Annotated in this window: 17 protein-coding genes; 13 read left to right on the forward strand and 4 right to left on the reverse strand. The window is 71.2% G+C overall.

The features are described 5' to 3' along the window. Positions 1 to 75 precede the first annotated feature (75 nt). The gene (locus tag ACWDR3_RS14250; RefSeq protein WP_450352758.1) at positions 76 to 858 is read left to right on the forward strand and encodes a ferritin-like fold-containing protein; all 783 of its coding nucleotides are present in this window, start codon (positions 76 to 78) and stop codon (positions 856 to 858) included. Between the two features lie 134 nt (positions 859 to 992). Here ACWDR3_RS14250 and ACWDR3_RS14255 read toward each other — a convergent pair whose 3' ends face one another. The 4 genes from ACWDR3_RS14255 to ACWDR3_RS14270 form a co-directional block, all read right to left on the reverse strand. After that, positions 993 to 1262, reverse strand: coding sequence for a hypothetical protein (locus tag ACWDR3_RS14255; RefSeq protein ID WP_450352759.1), 270 nt, complete (start codon positions 1260 to 1262; stop codon positions 993 to 995). Positions 1263 to 1435: 173 nt separating this feature from the next. Then, positions 1436 to 1663, reverse strand: coding sequence for a DUF3107 domain-containing protein (locus ACWDR3_RS14260; RefSeq protein WP_123997903.1), 228 nt, complete (start codon positions 1661 to 1663; stop codon positions 1436 to 1438). Positions 1664 to 1815: 152 nt separating this feature from the next. Further along, positions 1816 to 2460 carry a TetR/AcrR family transcriptional regulator gene (locus tag ACWDR3_RS14265; RefSeq protein ID WP_123997902.1) on the reverse strand — a complete coding sequence of 215 codons (645 nt, stop codon included), beginning with the start codon at positions 2458 to 2460 and terminating at the stop codon, positions 1816 to 1818. Positions 2461 to 2656: 196 nt separating this feature from the next. Further along, positions 2657 to 2881, reverse strand: coding sequence for a hypothetical protein (locus ACWDR3_RS14270; protein WP_450352760.1), 225 nt, complete (start codon positions 2879 to 2881; stop codon positions 2657 to 2659). A 165-nt stretch (positions 2882 to 3046) separates the two neighbouring features. Here ACWDR3_RS14270 and ACWDR3_RS14275 point away from each other — a divergent pair, with 165 nt between their 5' ends. The 12 genes from ACWDR3_RS14275 (at position 3047) to moeZ (ending at position 18666) form a co-directional block, all read left to right on the forward strand. Further along, positions 3047 to 4228, forward strand: coding sequence for an alpha/beta fold hydrolase (locus ACWDR3_RS14275; RefSeq protein ID WP_450352761.1), 1182 nt, complete (start codon positions 3047 to 3049; stop codon positions 4226 to 4228). A 503-nt stretch (positions 4229 to 4731) separates the two neighbouring features. Then, positions 4732 to 6168: a DUF3152 domain-containing protein gene (locus ACWDR3_RS14280; RefSeq protein WP_450352762.1), complete on the forward strand. Its 1437-nt coding sequence runs from the start codon at positions 4732 to 4734 to the stop codon at positions 6166 to 6168. A gap of 68 nt (positions 6169 to 6236) precedes the next feature. Beyond that, positions 6237 to 6332 (forward strand): Ms4533A family Cys-rich leader peptide, encoded by a 96-nt coding sequence (locus ACWDR3_RS14285; RefSeq protein ID WP_401713139.1) that lies wholly within the window; start codon positions 6237 to 6239, stop codon positions 6330 to 6332. Positions 6333 to 6505: 173 nt separating this feature from the next. After that, positions 6506 to 8227: an ABC transporter substrate-binding protein gene (locus ACWDR3_RS14290; protein WP_450352763.1), complete on the forward strand. Its 1722-nt coding sequence runs from the start codon at positions 6506 to 6508 to the stop codon at positions 8225 to 8227. A 4-nt stretch (positions 8228 to 8231) separates the two neighbouring features. Then, a complete protein-coding gene (locus ACWDR3_RS14295) occupies positions 8232 to 9356 on the forward strand; it encodes an ABC transporter permease (RefSeq protein ID WP_450352764.1) in 1125 nt (374 codons plus the stop codon). After that, positions 9353 to 10351 carry an ABC transporter permease gene (locus ACWDR3_RS14300; protein ID WP_450352765.1) on the forward strand — a complete coding sequence of 333 codons (999 nt, stop codon included), beginning with the start codon at positions 9353 to 9355 and terminating at the stop codon, positions 10349 to 10351. Before ACWDR3_RS14295 ends, ACWDR3_RS14300 begins: the two co-directional genes overlap by 4 nt. Positions 10352 to 10410: 59 nt before the next feature. Further along, positions 10411 to 12030 (forward strand): dipeptide ABC transporter ATP-binding protein, encoded by a 1620-nt coding sequence (locus ACWDR3_RS14305; protein WP_450352797.1) that lies wholly within the window; start codon positions 10411 to 10413, stop codon positions 12028 to 12030. Between the two features lie 211 nt (positions 12031 to 12241). After that, positions 12242 to 14077, forward strand: a complete 1836-nt coding sequence (locus ACWDR3_RS14310; protein ID WP_450352766.1) for a DUF3492 domain-containing protein — start codon at positions 12242 to 12244, stop codon at positions 14075 to 14077. Further along, positions 14074 to 15594, forward strand: a complete 1521-nt coding sequence (locus ACWDR3_RS14315) for a hypothetical protein (protein WP_450352767.1) — start codon at positions 14074 to 14076, stop codon at positions 15592 to 15594. The genes ACWDR3_RS14310 and ACWDR3_RS14315 overlap by 4 nt, the downstream gene beginning before the upstream one ends. A 130-nt stretch (positions 15595 to 15724) precedes the next feature. Continuing rightward, positions 15725 to 16687 (forward strand): NAD-dependent epimerase/dehydratase family protein, encoded by a 963-nt coding sequence (locus ACWDR3_RS14320; RefSeq protein WP_450352768.1) that lies wholly within the window; start codon positions 15725 to 15727, stop codon positions 16685 to 16687. Next, on the forward strand, positions 16675 to 17424 hold the full coding sequence (locus ACWDR3_RS14325) for a spherulation-specific family 4 protein (RefSeq protein WP_450352769.1): 750 nt from the start codon (positions 16675 to 16677) through the stop codon (positions 17422 to 17424). The genes ACWDR3_RS14320 and ACWDR3_RS14325 overlap by 13 nt, the downstream gene beginning before the upstream one ends. A gap of 63 nt (positions 17425 to 17487) precedes the next feature. Continuing rightward, positions 17488 to 18666: an adenylyltransferase/sulfurtransferase MoeZ gene (gene moeZ / locus ACWDR3_RS14330; protein WP_402352065.1), complete on the forward strand. Its 1179-nt coding sequence runs from the start codon at positions 17488 to 17490 to the stop codon at positions 18664 to 18666. The last annotated feature ends 105 nt before the right edge of the window (positions 18667 to 18771 follow it).

The raw sequence follows: 18771 nt of genomic DNA on the forward strand, positions 1-18771 counted from the left end.
ATTGGTCACGTAGTCGTCGTCACACTGATTGACCAGGGACTTCCGCCTCGCGGCGAGCGGGCTATTGTGCGCTTCATGACGACCTCTGACAAGCCTGACAACGCCTCCGACGCGACCGGAGAGACGACGGGGGAGGCGACCGTCGACGCCCCCGTCGAGCACACCGGGGTCGCCGCCCAGGACTGGGCGACGGCCGCCGCCGACCCGCAGTACCGCGCCGCGGTCGTCGACCTGCTGGGCGCGCTGGCGTACGGGGAGCTGGCGGCCTTCGAGCGGCTCGCGGAGGACGCGAAGCTGGCGCCGACGCTGGCGGACAAGGCGGAGCTGGCGAAGATGGCGTCGGCCGAGTTCCACCACTTCGAGAGGTTGCGGGACCGGCTCACGGAGATCGGCGAGGAGCCCACGCACGCGATGCAGCCGTTCGTCGCCGCGCTGGACGGGTTCCACCGGCAGACGGCGCCCTCGGACTGGCTGGAGGGGCTCGTCAAGGCGTACGTCGGTGACTCGATCGCGTCCGACTTCTACCGGGAGGTCGCCGCGCGGCTCGACACGGATTCGCGGGAGCTGGTGCTGGCGGTTCTCGACGACACCGGGCATGCGGGGTTCGCGGTGGAGAAGGTGCGGGCCGCCATTGATGCGGAGCCGCGTGTGGGTGGGCGGCTCGCTTTGTGGGCTCGGCGGTTGATGGGGGAGGCGTTGTCGCAGTCCCAGCGGGTTGTCGCTGACAGGGATGCGTTGTCGACGATGCTTGTTGGGGGCGTGGCCGACGGGTTCGATCTTGCTGAGGTGGGGCGGATGTTCTCGCGTATTACTGAGGCGCACACGAAGCGGATGGCTGCGTTGGGGTTGGCTGCGTAGCGCTCTGTGGGGGGTGGTTGAGGGGGGTGCGCGGCTGCGGCCCGGTGGGGGCTGGTCGCGCAGTTCCCCGCGCCCCTAACGGCGTTGACCCTAGGGCGACTTGATTGCGCCGCCTGTCTTCCCGCCCTAACGCCCTACGCCGGGGCTGAGCGGCGGCGGAGTCTGCGGCTGGGGCGGAGGAGTAGGGAGAGGGACGCGGCGGAGATGACGGCCGCGCCCAGGAGGATCACGAAGAGGTTGCCCGGGTCGAGGGCGCTGTGGGTGATGAAGGCGCCGAAGAGGGCGCCGGTGACTCCGGTGGCCAGGACCAGGGAACGGGCCGGCAGACGGTGTGCCAGCCGATGGGATGTCAGGGTCGCCAGCACCAGACCGAGAACGGCGGCGGCGAGCGCTTCCAACAACATCACGAGGGGTCCCTCCCACATGGCCTGCCTGCGCATCACGGTCGTAGCCCGTCATACCCGTGACCTGCGGAATGCAATCCTCCCCTGTGCATGACTTGTGCTCCGTTTGTGGAGGAGAACGGCAGAGGGACCCGGCGACGAAATGTCGCCGGGTCCCTCTGTTTCGCGTGTGCCTAGAGCGCGCCGAAGCCCACCTTGCGCGGGGCCGCCTCACCCAGCTCGACGTAGGCGAGTCGCTCGGCCGGGACGAGGACCTTGCGGCCGTGCTCGTCCACGAGGGTCAGCAGCTGCGACTTCCCGGCCAGTGCCTCGGCCACGATCCGCTCGACCTCCTCGGCACTCTGACCGCTCTCCAGAACGATCTCGCGGGGCGCGTGCTGCACGCCGATCTTGACCTCCACGGCTATGTCCCTCCGACGGTCATGAAGTGCGCGACCTGTCCGCGCCCTACCCAGCACACATTAGCCCGGTGAGGGGACGTGCACGGTCCGCGCCCCAACGCCAGGAGCGAACAACGGACGGGAACAAACGGCCGCCCGGGGCCGCAGTGGCGTCAGTGGTGCTGGTCGGTGCCGTGCAGCGGGAAGCCCGCGATACCGCGCCAGGCCAGCGAGGTCAGCAGTTGCACCGCCTGGTCGCGCGGGACGCTGCGGTCGCTGTGCAGCCAGGAGCGGGCCACCACCTGGGCGAGCCCGCCGAGCCCGGAGGCCAGCAGCATCGACTCCGCCTGGGAGAGTCCGGTGTCCTCGGCGATGACCTCGCAGATCGCCTCGGCGCACTCGTTCGTGACCTTGTCCACGCGCTCGCGCACGGCGGGCTCGTTCGTCAGGTCCGACTCGAAGACCAGGCGGAAGGCGCCGCCGTCGTCCTCGACGTACGCGAAATAGGCGTCCATCGTCGCGCGGACGCGCTGCTTGTTGTCGGTCGTCGACGCGAGCGCCACGCGTACCGACTGGATCAGCGACTCGCAGTGCTGGTCGAGAAGTGCCAGGTAGAGGTCGAGTTTGCCGGGGAAGTGCTGGTAGAGCACCGGCTTGCTGACGCCCGCCCGCTCGGCGATGTCGTCCATCGCCGCCGCGTGGTAGCCCTGCGCCACGAACACTTCCTGCGCGGCGCCCAGCAGCTGGTTCCGTCGGGCACGGCGCGGCAGGCGCGTACCCCTCGGGCGCGCGGCCTCTGTCTGCTCGATGGCTGTCACGCCGCCTCCCAAAGTCGTCCTCTTGCGGTGAGCGCCGCGCCGCCATCGTACTTTTCGGTAACCGTGGTGTGCGCGGTGCGAGCGCAGAATTTCACGGACGGGACCGTGGTGATACCCGAAAAGGCGGTTTCGGACCTCTTCGGTGTGGGCAGAAGAGCCTCTTCCGCCCGGTCGGAAGCCGTCGGCTTCGTTGTCTTCAGCGGTAGTCGTCCTCGTCGAGCGAGACGACCCGGCGCTGTTCGATCAGGTCGGCCTCGGCCGCCCTGGCCTGGTCGGCGTCCTCCAGCGGCTCGTCGCGGTCGGGCACGACATCGGCGTACTGCTCCGCCGCGTCCGCCTCCGGTGCCTCCACGTCGATCTCCGTGGCTTCCTCGGCGCGCTCGTCCTCGAATGTCTCGGGATCGGTGGGGTCGATGGCCATGGTGGGCTCCCTTCCTACGAATGTCCCCGGAAGAAGCAGGGGCTACAAGCGGGTGCCCTCTTCACGAGCGTAGGAGACACCGGATCCGGACGCTATGCGACCGTGCGTGCGATCTGTGACGGCGAACACACAGGCCTCTGCGTGATCGTCTCGTAACATTGCCGCATGTCTTCGACCGAGCCGCCGTCCGTGCCGGCGACCAATGTGCTCCCGAAGGTGTCTCCCGTCAGGGTCGCGGACGGCGAGCGGCTCAGATCGGTCGGGCTGCCGGGGATCACGCTGACGATCCGTTCGCGACCCCCCGCCCGCCAGGGGCTGCCGCCCGCGCTCTACGTCCATGGCCTGGGCGGTTCCTCACAGAACTGGTCGGCGCTGATGCAGAGCCTGGAAGGCGTCGTCGACGGCGAGGCCCTCGATCTGCCGGGCTTCGGCGACTCCCCGCCGCCGGACGACGGCGACTACTCGATCACCGGGCACGCGCGCGCGGTGATCCGCTACCTCGACGCGGCCGGGCGCGGTCCCGTGCACCTCTTCGGCAACTCGCTCGGCGGCGCGGTCACCACGCGCGTGGCGGCGCTCCGACCCGACCTGGTGCGCACGCTGACCCTCGTGTCGCCGGCGCTGCCCGAGATCCGCGTCCAGCGCAGCGCCGTGCCGACGGTGCTGATGGCGCTGCCCGGGGTGACCGGGCTGTTCACCCGGCTCACCCGGGAGTGGACGGCGGAGCAGCGCGTCCACGGCGTTCTGACGCTGTGTTACGGCGACCCCGGGATGGTGACGCCGGAAGGGCTCCACGACGCCGTGGAGGAGATGGAGCGGCGGCTGCAACTGCCGTACTTCTGGGACGCGATGACCCGCTCCGCGCGCGGGATCGTCAACGCGTACACGCTGGGCGGCCAGCACGGGCTGTGGCGCCAGGCCGAACGCGTCCTCGCGCCCACCCTGCTCGTCTACGGCGGCCGTGACCAGCTCGTCGGCTACCGCATGGCCCGCAAGGCGGCCCGCACCTTCCGCGACTCCCGCCTGCTCAGCCTGCCCGACGCCGGGCACGTGGCGATGATGGAGTACCCGGAGCTGGTGGCCCGGAGCTTCTGCGAACTGCTCGCCGATACGGGGGAGTCGGTGCCCTCGGACACGCGGGGCGACTTGGCCGGTGGGGCTCCTGGTGCCTACGGTGCTGGTGTCGCCGACGGCTCGTCAGTCGCCGGGCGGGGTGACGGTGACGTCAAGGACGACGCTGCCGGCGAGAGCGCGAAACCCGAGCGCTCCAGGACTGTGGGTTCGAGGACGGGGCGTGCGAAGGTGGCCGGCGAGGGTGACGGAGTCGGCGAGAGCGCGAGGAGCTGAGGGGGGACGTGGGACGCCACAGCCGTCGCGGTCTTGCCAAGGGCGAGGCCGCCGACATAGGCGCGGGGCGAGGTGCTCGGACGGCGCGATCGGAGTCCGGGGCCGGACCCGCCGCTGCCGCGGGCGGGGGGCCGGGCGCGGCTTCCCAACAGGGGCAGCAGCAGGGTCAGTCGCGGGAACAGGGACGGCAACGGCAGTGGCCGCGTACGGCTTCGGGGACCGGGGCGGGTGCGGGCCGGGGGCCCGGTTCCGGTGCGGTGCCTCAGGTGCCGGGGCCTCGGCGCGGGGACGGTCCGGTTTCCGGGACGGCTCCCGGGGCGTGGCAGCAGGGTGGCCGGCCTCAGCAAGGCGGCGGTTGGCCTCAGCAAGGACAGCAGCGGGGGCAGCGGCAACAGCAGGGTCAGCAAGGACCGCAGCGAGGGCAACAGCAACCGCAGGGTCAGCAACAGCAGGGTCAGTGGCAGGGCTCGGGCGGTCCGGGCGGTCGGAGCGGAGCGGCGCGGATGGCTGACGGGACGCCGGCCCACGGCTTTCCGCGGGCCGCCGACGGGACGCCCGCGCGCGGAGTACCCCGCTTCCCGGACGGGACGCCTGCACATGGGTTCCCCCGGCTTCCGGACGGGACGCCTGCGCACGGGTTCCCTCGCCTTCCTGACGGGACGCCCGCACACGGTTTTCCCCGGCTTCCCGACGGCACCCCTGCGCACGGCTTCCCTCGCCTCCCCGACGGGACGCCCGCCCACGGTTTTCCGCGGCTTCCCGACGGCACGCCCGCGCGTGGAGTGCCTCGGCTTCCCGATGGGACCCCCGCGCACGGTTTCCCCCAGGTACGTGGGGGGCACCCGCAGCAGCGTGAATCAGGTGGCGGGTGGGGCGAGTTGAGGGGCGCGGGTGCGCCGGGGGCCGGTGCTGCCGCGCCGCGGCGGCGACAGGCGCCCTCGGGCGGTGCGCGGCAGGACTACGTCGACGCCTTCGGTGAGGACGACGACGTCTTCGCGCCGCGCGGCCGAACCGCGACAGACCTCTACGACTCCGGCACCGAGTGGGACCGCCGTACCGGCGTCGGCGTCCCCTCCGAGACCGACGCCGACGACGAGGGCGCGCCGCCGACCGGTGTGCCCGCGACAGCCAAGGGCGCCAAGGGGCGGGCCTTCACCGGGATCGCGGCAGCCGCGGTCGTCACCGTGCTGGCCGTTGTGGTCGCCGGGCAGGTCGCGGACGGACGGGACGACGAGGGCGTACGGACGCAGGCGGCCACGGATCAGGGGCGGGACGCCCGGGACTCCTCCTCGCGCGGGGACGGGCGGCCGACGCCGTCCTCGTCGCCGAGCGTGGCGACGTTGACGTACACGCAGAAGATGGACAAGAAGTACCCGCTGGGCGCCAAGCTCAAGGGGTCGGGGAAGTTCGACGCGATCCCGGGGATCGCCAAGGCGCCCGGCAAGGGGCAGAAGTACACGTATCGCGTGGACGTGGAGCAGGGGCTCGGGCTCGACGGGGAGCTGTTCGCCGACGCAGTGCAGAAGACGCTCAACGACGACCGGAGCTGGGCGCACAACGGCGCGCGTACCTTCGAGCGCGTCTACTCCGGCGAGCCGGACTTCGTGATCACGCTCGCCAGCCCCGGTACGACCGCCGAGTGGTGCGCCAAGTCAGGTCTGGACACCACCGAGGACAACGTCTCCTGCGACTCGGCCTCCACCGAGCGAGTGATGATCAACGCATACAGATGGGCACAGGGGTCGACGACCTACGGTGACGAGATTCACGCCTACCGGCAGATGTTGATCAACCATGAGGTGGGTCACCGGCTGGGCTACCACCATGTGACCTGTGACAAGAACGGCCAGCTCGCGCCGGTGATGCAGCAGCAGACCAAGTTCCTGGACCATGACGGGATCCACTGTCTGCCCAACCCCTGGGCGTACCCCGGAAGTTGACGCACGGGTCGACCGGTGGTGCTTATGTCACATTGACATGCGTTGATTGGTCATACATATTGCTGCGCATGTGGTCTAGTCAATCCGTCGAGAACAGCGCCGCCATCGAGCTGGCGCTCATCGGCGTGACCCCGCTCTGCGTGGCCGACATCCACTGTCGCTGACGCTCGCCCCTGGGCGTTCGCGTCGCGATCTCTCTTCTCCGCCGTGACCCGGTCACGGCCTCTCGACGACCTGACGCCCGGGCAGACGTCTGTTCACTTCCGTCTCACCCCTCGTCAATCCGTCTCACCATTCGAGCCATGCGGTTCGAGTCACCCGAGAGGTCGTCATTCCGATGCGTCAACCGTCCGCAAAAAGCCGCAGAGTGGTCGCGGCATCCGTAGGCCTGGTTCTGGCAGCGGGTGTCGCCGCCTGCGGACCGGACGACAACGATGCCAAGGGCTCCGGTGGCGGTGACTCCACGCCGCACAAGGGCGGCACGCTCACGGTCCTGAACTCCGACCCGCAGCAGGACTTCGACCCGGCCCGCCTGTACACCTCGGGCGGCGGCAACGTCCCGTCCCTGGTCTTCCGTACGCTCACCACCCGCAACCGCGAGAACGGCGCGGCCGGCGCGAAGGTCGTCCCGGACCTCGCCACCGACACCGGGCGCCCCAACAAGGACGCGACCGTGTGGACGTACACCTTGAAGAAGGGCCTCAAGTACGAGGACGGTACGGCGATCACGTCCGCGGACATCAAGTACGGCATCGAGCGGTCCTTCGCGCCCGAGCTGTCCGGCGGTGCGCCCTACCTGCGGGACTGGCTGGTCGGCGCGGCCGACTACCAGGGGCCCTACAAGGACAAGAAGGGCCTGTCGGCGATCGAGACGCCGGACAGCAGCACCATCGTGTTCCACCTGAACAAGCCCGAGGGCGAGTTCCCGTACCTGGCCACGCAGACGCAGTTCACGCCCGTCCCCAAGGCCAAGGACACCGGCACGAAGTACGAGGAGCACCCGGTCTCGTCCGGCCCCTACAAGGTGGTCACGAACGAGAACGACGGTGAGCACCTCGTCCTGGAGCGCAACACGTACTGGTCGGCCTCCGTCGACGACGAGCGCAAGGCGTACCCGGACAAGATCGACGTACGGTCGGGGCTCGACTCCTCCGTGATCAACCAGCGGCTGTCGGCGTCCCAAGGGGCGGACGCGACCGCGGTCACCACGGACACCAACCTCGGTCCGGCCGAGCTCGCCAAGGTGTCCGGCGACAAGGAATTGGCCGCGCGCGTCGGCACCGGGCACTTCGGCTACACGAACTACATCGCCTTCAACCCGACGGTGAAGCCGTTCGACAACGCCAAGGTGCGCGAGGCGGTCTCGTACGCCATCGACCGGTCCTCGGTGATCAACGCGGCCGGCGGTTCCGCGCTGGCCGAGTCCGCGACGACCTTCCTGCCGAACCAGAAGTCCTTCGGCTACACGCCGTACGACCTCTTCCCTGCGGGGGAGACCGGCAGCGCGGCCAAGGCCAAGGAGCTGCTGAAGGAGGCCGGTTACCCGAAGGGGCTCACCGTCACGCTGACCCACTCCAACAGCAAGGACTTCGAGACCAGCCCCGAGATCGCGACCGCGATCCAGGACGCGCTCAAGAAGGCCGGCATCACGGTCAAGCTGCAGGGCCTGGAGGACAACGACTACCGGGACAAGATCCACAACGTGAAGACCGAGCCCGGCTTCTTCCTCGCCCACTGGGGTGCCGACTGGCCCTCCGGCGGTCCCTTCCTCGCCCCGATCTTCGACGGCCGGCAGATCGTCAAGGATGGATCCAACTTCAACAACGGCCTGTTGAACGACAAGTCGGTCAATGCCGAGATTGACGCGATCAACAAGTTGACCGATCTTGACGCTGCCGCCAAGAGGTGGGGTGCACTGGACAAGAAGATCGGCGAGCAGGCGCTCACCGTGCCGCTGTTCCACCCCGTCTACAAGCGACTGGTCGGCCAGGACATCAAGAACGTCGTGATCAGCGACTGGACCGGTGTGCTGGACATCTCGCAGGTCGCGGTCAAGTAGCGCCGTGAGCGAGGCACTTGTCGCCGCCGAGACCCCCGGGACGGGCATCGAACCCGTCCCGGGGGTCTCGGGGGCCCGTCAGTTCTGGCGGCGGCTGCGCACACAGCGCGCCGCCCTCGTCGCGGCGGCCGTCGTCGCGCTGCTGGTCCTGGTCGCGCTCGCCGCGCCGCTGCTCACGGCGATCGAGGGCCAGGACCCGACCACCTACCACCCCTCGCTCATCGACTCCGCGCGCGGAGGTGTGCCGATCGGGTCGTTCGGCGGGATCAGCGGCGACCACTGGCTGGGCCTCGAACCGCAGACCGGGCGCGATCTGTTCGCGCGGCTGGCCTACGGGGCCCGCGTCTCCCTGGGGGTCGCGTTCGCCGCGACCGTGATCCAGATCCTCGTGGGTGTCGTGATGGGCATCGCCGCCGCGCTCGGCAGTGGATGGGTTGATCAACTGTTGAGCCGGATCACGGACATCTTTGTCGCCATGCCCTTGATGATCATGGCATTGGCACTGCTCGCGATCGTCCCGTCGAGCTTCCCGCGGCCCGTCCTGGTCACCCTGGTCATCGGGTTCATCGCGTGGGGCAACATCGCGAAGATCGTGCGCGCCCAGACGCTCACCCTCAAGGGACTCGACTACGTCTCCGCCGCCCGACTCAGCGGCTGGGGCACCTGGCGGATCGCCCGCAGGGAACTGCTGCCCGGACTCGCCGCGCCGGTCATCACCTACGCGGCGATCCTCATGCCGGTCAACATCAGCGTCGAGGCGGCCCTGTCCTTCCTCGGTGTCGGCGTCAAGCCGCCGACACCGTCCTGGGGGCAGATGCTCACCGCGGCCGACGTCTGGTACCAGGCGGCCCCGCAGTACCTGCTGCTCCCCGCCGGCGCGCTGTTCGTGACCGTGCTCGCGCTGACCGTCCTCGGCGACGGCGTCCGTATCGCCCTGGACCCGCGCGCCGCCTCGCGGTTGAGCGTGGGCACGGGCCGCAAGCGCGAGGCGAAGGCCGGCAGGACGGAAGGTGCGGCAGGCAGGACGGAAGGTGCGGCAGGCAAGGCGCAGGGTGCGGCACGCAAGGGCGCGTCCGAGGCCGGCCGGGCCGCGACCGCGTCCGAGGCCGGCAAGGAGGGTTCCGCATGAGCGGCTTCGGAGGCTTCGTCCTGCGCCGCGCCGTCGGCACCGTGGTGACCCTGTTGGCCATCTCGGTGATCGTCTACGTCGTCTTCTACGCCACCCCCGGCAACGTCGCCCAGATCACCTGCGGCCCGCGCTGCTCCCCGGAACAGGTGCACCAGGTCGCCCAGCAACTCAAGCTCGACGACCCGCTGTACGTGCGCTACTGGCACTTCCTGCTGGGTCTGGTCGCCGGCCAGGACTACTCCACGGGCACCTCGGTGGAGCACTGCTCGGCGCCCTGCCTCGGACTCTCGTACCAGAGCGACCAGCAGGTCATGGACATCATCCTGACCAAGCTCCCGGTGAGCCTCTCGCTCGTGCTCGGCGCGATGGTCCTGTGGCTGATCCTGGGCGTCGGCACCGGCGTGCTCTCCGCCTGGCGGCGCGGCCGGTTCACCGAGCGGCTGCTGACCGCCCTGACCCTGGCCGGCTGGGCCACCCCGGTCTTCGTCATCGGCCTCGTCCTGATGATCGTCGTCTGCGGCGAGCTGCAACTCCTGCCCTTCCCGCAGTACGTGAAGTTCACCGACGATCCCGAACAGTGGGCGTGGAACCTTCTGCTGCCCTGGCTCTCGCTCGCCCTCATCGAGGCCGCGGCCTTCGCCCGGATGACCAGGGCGTCGATGCTGGAGACGCTGGCCGAGGACCACATCCGCACCTTCCGGGCCTACGGAGTCGCCGAGCGGACGATCGTCGGACGGCACGCCCTGCGCGGCGCGCTGGCGCCCGTCATCGCGCTGAACGCCAACAACGTCGGCTCGGCGATCGGCGGCGCGGTCCTCACCGAGACCCTCTTCGGGCTCCCCGGCATCGGCCAGGAACTCGTCCACGCCGTCGACGTGGTCGATCTGCCGGTCGTCGTCGGCATGGTCCTGGTCATCGGGTTCTTCGTGGTCCTCGCCAACGCTGTCGCGGACGTGCTGTACGCGCTGGCCGACCGACGGGTGGTACTGACGTGAGTGCGGGTGGTAGGGACGTGAGTACGGGTGGTGCGGACGTGAGTCCGAGTGTTGTCGACGTGAATCTCGTCCAAGTCACGGACCTGTCCGTCGAGTTCGGCGACCTGCGGGCCGTCGACGGTCTCTCCTTCAGCCTGGCGCAGGGGGCCGCGGTCGCCCTGGTCGGCGAGTCCGGCTCCGGCAAGTCCACTGTCGCCTCGGCCCTATTGGGGCTGCATCGCGGTACGGGCGCGCGGGTCGGCGGCTCGATCGAGGTCGCCGGCGTCGACGTACAGCAGGCGTCCGACGACGAACTGCGGCGGCTGCGCGGTGCGAAGGCCGCGATGGTCTTCCAGGACCCGCTGTCCTCGCTCGATCCGTACTACGCGATCGGCGACCAGATCGCCGAGGTGTACCGCGTGCACACGCGCGTGTCGCGGCGAGCGGCACGCGCGCGTGCGGTGGAGGTGCTGGAGCGAGTTGGAATTCCGGACGCGCAGCGCCGGTCGCGGTCGCGTCCGCACGAGTTCAGCGGCGGTATGCGTCAGCGCGCGCTCATCGCGATGGCGCTCGCCTGCGAGCCCGACCTGCTGATCGCCGACGAGCCGACCACCGCGCTCGACGTCACCGTCCAGGCCCAGATCCTCGACCTGCTGCACACGCTGCGCGAGGAGACCGGCATGGGACTGCTGCTCGTCACGCACGACGTGGGCGTCGCCGCCGAGAGCGTCGACGACGTGCTCGTCATGCGGCACGGGCGCGTGGTGGAACACGGGGCGATCGCCGAGGTCCTGGGGGCGCCCGTCCAGCCGTACACCCGTGAACTGCTGGCGGCGGTGCCGCGCGTGGACGCGCCGCGGGTCGCGGAGAGTGCGGGAGCGGCCGTGCCGGGCGCCGAGGCGCTCGACGGTGTCGTCCTGGAGGCCGTCGGGCTCAGGCGTGAATTCGGGCGCGGGAAGCGGGCGTTCACGGCCGTGGACGACGTGTCGCTGACGATCCGGCGGGGCGAGACCCTCGGGGTCGTGGGTGAGAGCGGCAGCGGCAAGACGACCCTCGGGCGGATGCTGGTCGGGCTGCTGGAGCCGACGGCGGGGGAGGTCCGCTACGAGGGCCACGCGCGCGTGGGTGTGCGGCCGGCCGTGCAGATGGTCTTCCAGGACCCCGTCTCCTCCCTCAACCCCCGTCGCAGCGTGGGCGAGTCGATAGCCGACCCGCTCCGCGCGCGTGGAGAGCGGGACGAGAAGCGGATCAGGGGGCGCGTGACGGAACTGCTGGAGCGCGTGGGCCTCGAAGGGGCGCATTACGACCGCTACCCGCACGAGTTCAGCGGGGGCCAGCGCCAGCGCGTGGGCATCGCGCGGGCGCTCGCGGCCGACCCGCGCGTGATCGTCTGCGACGAGCCCGTCTCCGCGCTGGACGTGACCACTCAGGCCCAGGTGGTGGCCCTGCTCGGCGAGTTGCAGCGCGAACTCGGCCTCGCGCTCGTCTTCATCGCGCACGACCTCGCCGTCGTGCGGCAGGTGAGCGACCGGGTCGCGGTGATGCGCCGCGGCCGGATCGTCGAGTCCGGCCCCGCCGACGAGGTGTACGACAACCCCCAAGACCCGTACACCAAGCAGCTCCTGGCCGCCGTACCGGCGCTCGATCCGCAGGTCGCGGCCCGGCGGCGGGCCGCGCGACGAGAGCTGGCCGCCGCTTGACGAGAGCTGGCCGCGGCCTGACGGAACGTAACTGCTTGATCCCTTAGCGCGATCGAACGCGATCCGCACGGGAAAGTTACGACCGTTCACCCCTTCTGGTGGCGCGACGGACAACCGTCCATCGCGCCACCGCCTTGTCCGCATACGTTCGTCCCGCTGCGAGTCGCCGGGTCAACGGCGGCTCCCCATACGGGAGATCGGGGGTGCACCTGTGCGCATCGGACTGCTTACGGAGGGTGGCTATCCGTATGTGAGCGGTGATGCCAGGCTCTGGTGCGACCGGCTCGTGCGCGGGCTCGGGCAGCACGAGTTCGACATCTACGCGCTCAGCCGCAGCGAGCGCCAGGAGGCCGAGGGCTGGGTCGAACTGCCGCCCCAGGTCAGCCGGGTGCGCACGGCTCCGCTGTGGGGCGCGGAGGACGACGGGGTGAGCTACGGGCGCCGGGCGCGGCGGCGATTCGCCGAGTGCTACGGCGAGTTGGCGGCCGTGTTGTGTGCGGGGGCCGGAGCGGGTGCGGGGGTGGGGGTGGGGAGTGCCGGGGGGCCTTCCGGCTCCTCGGGTTCCGCGGGCGGCGCCTCTTCCGCGAGTGGCTCCTCCGATGCTTCCGGTTCCTCCGAGGAGATCTCCGCCACTCAGGCGGACCGTTTCGGCAGTGCTCTGTACGGGCTCGCCGAACTCGCCCGTGACGAGGGCGGGCTGGTGGGCGCGCTGCGCTCCGAGGCCGCCGTGAGCGCCCTGGAGCGCGCCTGTCGTGCGCCCGGCGCCCTGCGTGCGGCGCGTGAGGCGCGCGTACCCGATCTCCTCGCCGTGGCGGCGCAGTTGGAGAGCGCCTTGCGCCCCCTCTCGCTTGACTGGTGCGAGGAGGACGGGCTCGGCTCGGTCGACCTGTGCCACGCGGCCTCCGGCGGCCCGGCCGCCCTGCCCGGGCTGCTGGCCCGCCACTTCTTCGGCGTACCCCTGCTGGTGACCGAGTACGGGGTCCGGCTGCGCACGCACTACCTGGCCGCCGCCGAGGCGCCGCCCGCCGTGCGGTCCCTGCTCGCCGCCTTCCACGGCAGGCTCGCCGCCGAGATCTACGACCGGGCCACGATCGTCACGCCCGGCAACACGCACGCCCGCCGCTGGCAGGAGCGCTGCGGCGCCGACCGGGCCAAGCTCCGCACGGTCTACCCGGGCATGGACGCCACGCACTTCGCCGAGGTGGGGGAGTCCCCGGAGTGCGCGGACCCCGACACGCTGGTGTGGGTCGGGCGGGTCGAGCCCACGAAGGACCTGGTGTCGCTGCTGCACGCCTTCGCCGAGATTCGCAAGGAGGAGCCGAAGACCCGGCTGCGGATCGTCGGTACGCCGGTCGGCGCGGAGGGCGCGGCCTATCTGGGGCACTGCCGGGCGCTCGCCGCGCAGCTCTTCCCCGACGAGGCCGACGGGATGCACGCCGTCGGCGACAACCCCGTGTCCTTCGAGGAGATCGGCGGACCGGAGGTGCCGACGCCGGCCGACGCGTACGCAGCCGGTTCGGTGACCGTGCTGTCCAGCGTGGTCGAAGGCTTCCCGATCACTCTCGTCGAGGCCATGTTCAGCGGACGGGCGACGGTGTCCACGGACGTCGGCGCGGTGGTGGAGGTCATCGGGGGCACGGGGCTCGTCGTACCGCCGCGCAACCCCCGGGCGCTCGCGGAGGCGTGCGTGACGCTGCTGCGCGACCCCGAGCGCCGTGCACGCCTGGGCGCCGCCGCCCGCGCGCGGGCGCTCGAACTGTTCACCGTCGAGCAGAACATCACGGCATTTCACGGCATTTACCTGGAGATCGTCTCGCAGACACCGGTACGCCGAGTCGTCCTCGACGACACGGGGGAGCCGCTGCCGTTCGCCGCCCCGGCCGAGGCACATGTACCGGGCCGTTGGACAGGCCCTGCCGCCCGAGTCGTCGCCCGCGGTGGACCTGGCTGGGCAGCGGGCGCCCCGGTCCGCGCGACGACGGCGACGCCGGGCATCGCGCCGGGCACGGTACCGGCCACGACGCCTGCTTCGGAGGGGGCTCGATGAGCGACCTGGGAGAACTGGACCGACCCGGCACGCCGACCAATCCCGGGGCATGGGACGAACGCTCGGGGAAGTGGGCCGACGGCGACGCGGACCCCGGGGACGGAAGCGCGGGGAGCGGGGACGAGGGCGCGGGGCGTGGTGACGGAAGCGTGGGACGTGGCGACGGGGGTGCGGACCCTGGGTACGGAAGCTTGGGACGTGATGACGGGGGCGCGGACCCTGGGTACGGAAGCTTGGGACGTGATGACGAGGGCGCGGACCCTGGGTACGGGAGCGCGGGACGTGGCGTCGAGGGCGCGGACCCTGAGTACGGGAGCGCGGGACACGCGCTCACCGGCGTACGCGCTGCCGCGACCTCCCCCACCTCACTCACCGCACCCGGCACCGAAGCCCCCGCCACCCGTCGCCGCGCCACCGCCGCCGACCCGGTCAAGGCGCTGATGCACCGTCACCGTGACCTGTGCGAACGAGCCGTGGACCCGCTGGAGATCGCCGCGGGGCTGGAGGCGCACGGCGTCACCGACCGGACCGCGACCCGCTTCCGGCACCGGGACGTGTTCTCGCTCGCGGAGGAGATGTACGCCCGCGCCTCCCACGGCGAGGACACGCGTCCGACCCCCGAGACCCCGTCGGCCCCGGGTGCGCGGGCCGGCTGGGCCCTGCTCGCCCTCCTGCCGGGCACGCTGTGCGCGGCGACCGTGATCGGCCTGCCCTTCACTCACGGTCGGGTACGCCTGATCGTGGCCGTCGTCGGCGTTCTCGCTGTGGCTCTCGGTCTGCGCGCGGCGCTCGCCCGCGGCCCGTTGGGCGTGCCCGACCGAACCCCTTCGGGACGACCCGCCCCGCACACCCCCGGCACCGGCGTGTGGGCGTGCTGGCTCATCGCCTACGCCCTGTTCGGCGACGGGCTCCTGAGCGCGGCCGTCGGCGGCGGCCCCGACAGCCTGCCCACCGGCGCGGCCGACGGTCCCTGGCCCGTCGCGACGGCTCCCGTCCTGGCGCTCACCCTGGCCTGCGCCCCCGCCGCGTGGAGCGCCCACCTCTTCACCGCGCGCGCCCGGCGAAGACTCACGGCCAGTCGTGGTCTGGCGGACTTCGCCGCCTCCGTACGGCCGCTGCTGCTCGGCACTTTCGCCCTGTTCCTGTGCGCCCTGACGGCCCTGCTCCTCCTATGCGCCACCGCACTGGACCAGCCCGTCGCCTACGCCCAGGCCCTCGCCCTCGGCGCCCTCCTGTTCCTCGCCCGCCTCCTCACCACGCACGGCTTCACCCATGCACCCGCGCTCGTCCTCACCGTCACGGCCACGGCCGAGGCGGCAGCCCTGGTCACGGTCTTCGCGGCCCGCCTTCCCGGCTGCGGCTTCCTCGCCACCCCCGTGGAAGCCCTCGTCGACGCCACGGGCCCGGGCAGCGTCCCGGCCCTGGCCTGCGCGGCGGCCGCCCTGACCCTGCTGGTCCACACCACCCGCACCCTCACCCGGGCCTCGGCCCACGCACCGGCCGACCGGCCGTGCTGACCCGGCACACCCCGCCCACCGCCCATCGCGCCGCGGGCGCCCGACCCCGAGGCAACGGCACCACCCTCGCTGAAGGAGAACACCAAATGATCACCTCCCGACCCGAACCCTCGGCTCCGGGAGCCGTGCGATGAGAGTCCTGCTGATCGGAGCCAACGGCTATCTGGGCCGCTTCGTCGCCGACCGTCTGCTCGCCGACCCCGCCGTCCAGCTCACCGCGCTCGGCCGCGGCGACGACGCCGACGTCCGCTTCGACCTCGCGTCCGGCAGCCCCGGTGCCCTCACCCGCTTCCTCGACGCGGTCCATCCCGGCGTGGTCGTCAACTGCGCCGGCGCCACCCGCGGCGGCGCCCGCGAACTCGCGCGGCACAACACCGTCGCCGTCGCCACCGTCTGCGAGGCCCTGCGCCGCAGCGGCTGCGGCGCCCGGCTGGTGCAGATCGGCTGCGGCGCCGAGTACGGCCCCAGCCAGCCCGGCTCCTCCACCGCGGAGGACGCCGTGCCGCGCCCCGGCGGCCCGTACGGCGTCAGCAAGCTCGCCGCCACCGAACTCGTCCTCGGCTCCGGCCTGGACGCGGTCGTGCTGCGGGTCTTCTCACCTGCCGGACCCGGCACGCCCGCCGGCTCACCGCTCGGCCGGCTCGCCGAGGCCATGCGGCGCGCCATGCAGTCCGGCGACGGCGAGCTGAAACTCGCCGGCCTCGGCGCCCAGCGCGACTTCGTCGACGTACGCGACGTGGCGCGCGCCGTGCACGCGGCCTCGCTCTCCGCCGCACAGGGCGTCATCAACATCGGCTCGGGCCGTGCCGTCCGGCTGCGCGACGCCGCCGCCACACTCGCGCGGGTGGCCGGATACGGCGGCGCCCTGCACGAACTCGACGGCCCGCCCGGCCCCTTGATGCGCACCGGCATCGGCCACCCCCGCACCGAGTCCGACCATGCCTCCCCGGTCGCGTACCCGTACCCGGACGGCTGCGGCAGCTGGCAGCAGGCCGATGTGCGCACCGCGCGCGACCGGCTCGGCTGGCGGCCCCGGATCAACCTCGAAGAGTCCCTGGCCGACATCTGGATGGAGGCGGCATGCCGTATCTGACCAGCACCAGGGCGGGCACCGCGAGCACCGACGTCCGCACGGGGCTCGGCATCCCGGGCTACGCCCACCCCCTGGTCGCTCCCACCGAGTGGGCCGAACTCACCCGCCCGGGCACCCCCTTGCACTGGGTCGTCCTCGACGTCGCCGACGGCCCCGGCGCCCGCCCCGACCCGCACTGTCTGGAGGCGGCGGGCCGGCTGCGCAACGCGGGCGTGCGGGTCCTCGGCAACCTCGACAGCGCGTACGGGGCCCGCACCTTCGGCGAGCTGATCTCCGACGCGCACCGCTACCGCGACTGGTACCGGGTCGACGGCTTCCTCGTGGACCGCTGCCCGACCGAACTCGCCTCGCTCCACGAGATCGCCCGCACCGTCGGCACGCTCCGCTCGCTCTGCGACGACGCGCATGTCGTCCTCGGCCACGGCACCCACCCGCACCCCGGGTACGTCGAGTGCGGGGACCAGTTGGTCACCTTCGCCGGGTCCTGGAGCGACTACCGCTGGTCGCAGGTGGCCGAGTGGACCGCGGATCATCCGCCCGAACGCTTCTGCCATTTCGTCCACGGCGTGCCCGGACCCCACCTCGAAGAGGCGCTGCGCATCGCCCGCTGGCAGGGCGCCGCGACGATCTACTTCACCGACCGCACGGACCGGGGCGGAAGAGCCGACCCCTGGGAGACCCTGCCCGGCTACTGGGACGACATCGTCTCGCGGGTCGGGACGGGTGTCTCGGAATGAAGATGGGCATGGCAGTGTTACAGGGAGAACAACCGTAGTGATTGACCGATCAACGGAGTCCCCGTGTCGCTGCCACCCCTGGTCGAGCCAGCTGCTGAGCTCACCGTAGACGAGGTCCGCAGGTACTCCCGCCACCTGATCATCCCGGACGTCGGGATGGACGGGCAGAAGCGGCTGAAGAACGCCAAGGTGCTGTGTGTGGGCGCCGGCGGCCTGGGCTCGCCGGCGCTGATGTACCTGGCCGCGGCGGGCGTGGGCACGCTCGGCATCGTGGAGTTCGACGAGGTCGACGAGTCGAACCTGCAGCGTCAGATCATCCACAGCCAGGCCGACATCGGCCGCTCCAAGGCGGCGTCCGCGCGCGACTCCGTCCTCGGCATCAACCCGTACGTGAACGTCGTCCTCCACGAAGAGCGGCTTGAAGCCGAGAACGTGATGGACATCTTCAGCCAGTACGACCTGATCGTCGACGGCACGGACAACTTCGCGACCCGCTACCTGGTCAACGACGCCTGCGTGCTGCTGAACAAGCCGTACGTGTGGGGCTCGATCTACCGCTTCGACGGCCAGGCCTCGGTCTTCTGGTCCGAGCACGGCCCGTGCTACCGCTGCCTCTACCCGGAGCCCCCGCCCCCCGGCATGGTCCCCTCCTGCGCCGAGGGCGGCGTCCTGGGCGTGCTGTGCGCGTCTGTCGGCTCCATCCAGGTCACCGAGGCGATCAAGGTCCTCACCGGCATCGGTGAGCCCCTCGTCGGCCGCCTGATGATCTACGACGCCCTGGAGATGCAGTACCGCCAGGTCAAGGTCCGCAAGGACCCCAACTGCGCGGTCTGCGGCGAGAACCCGACCGTCACCGAGCTCATCGACTACGAGGCCTTCTGCGGCGTCGTCTCCGAGGAGGCCCAGGAGGCGGCCGCCGGCTCGACGATCACTCCCAAGCAGCTCAAGGAGTGGATCGACGACGGCGAGAACATCGAGATCATCGACGTCCGCGAGATCAACGAGTACGAGATCGTCTCCATCCCGGGCGCCAAGCTGATCCCGAAGAACGAGTTCCTCATGGGCACCGCCCTGGAGACCCTCCCGCAGGACAAGAAGATCGTCCTGCACTGCAAGACGGGTGTCCGCAGCGCCGAGGTCCTCGCGGTCCTGAAGTCCGCGGGCTTCTCCGACGCCGTGCACGTCGGCGGCGGCGTGATCGGCTGGGTCAACCAGATCGAGCCGGACAAGCCGGTGTACTAGGCGAACAGGCTCGTCCACTGGGCGAACGTCTTCCCGGGAGGGGCTCGGCACCATGGGTGCCGGGCCCCTTTCCGTTGCCCCAACTCGTGCCCGGGCTGCGAGCGC

The organism is Streptomyces sp. NPDC001002, assembly GCF_053599215.1.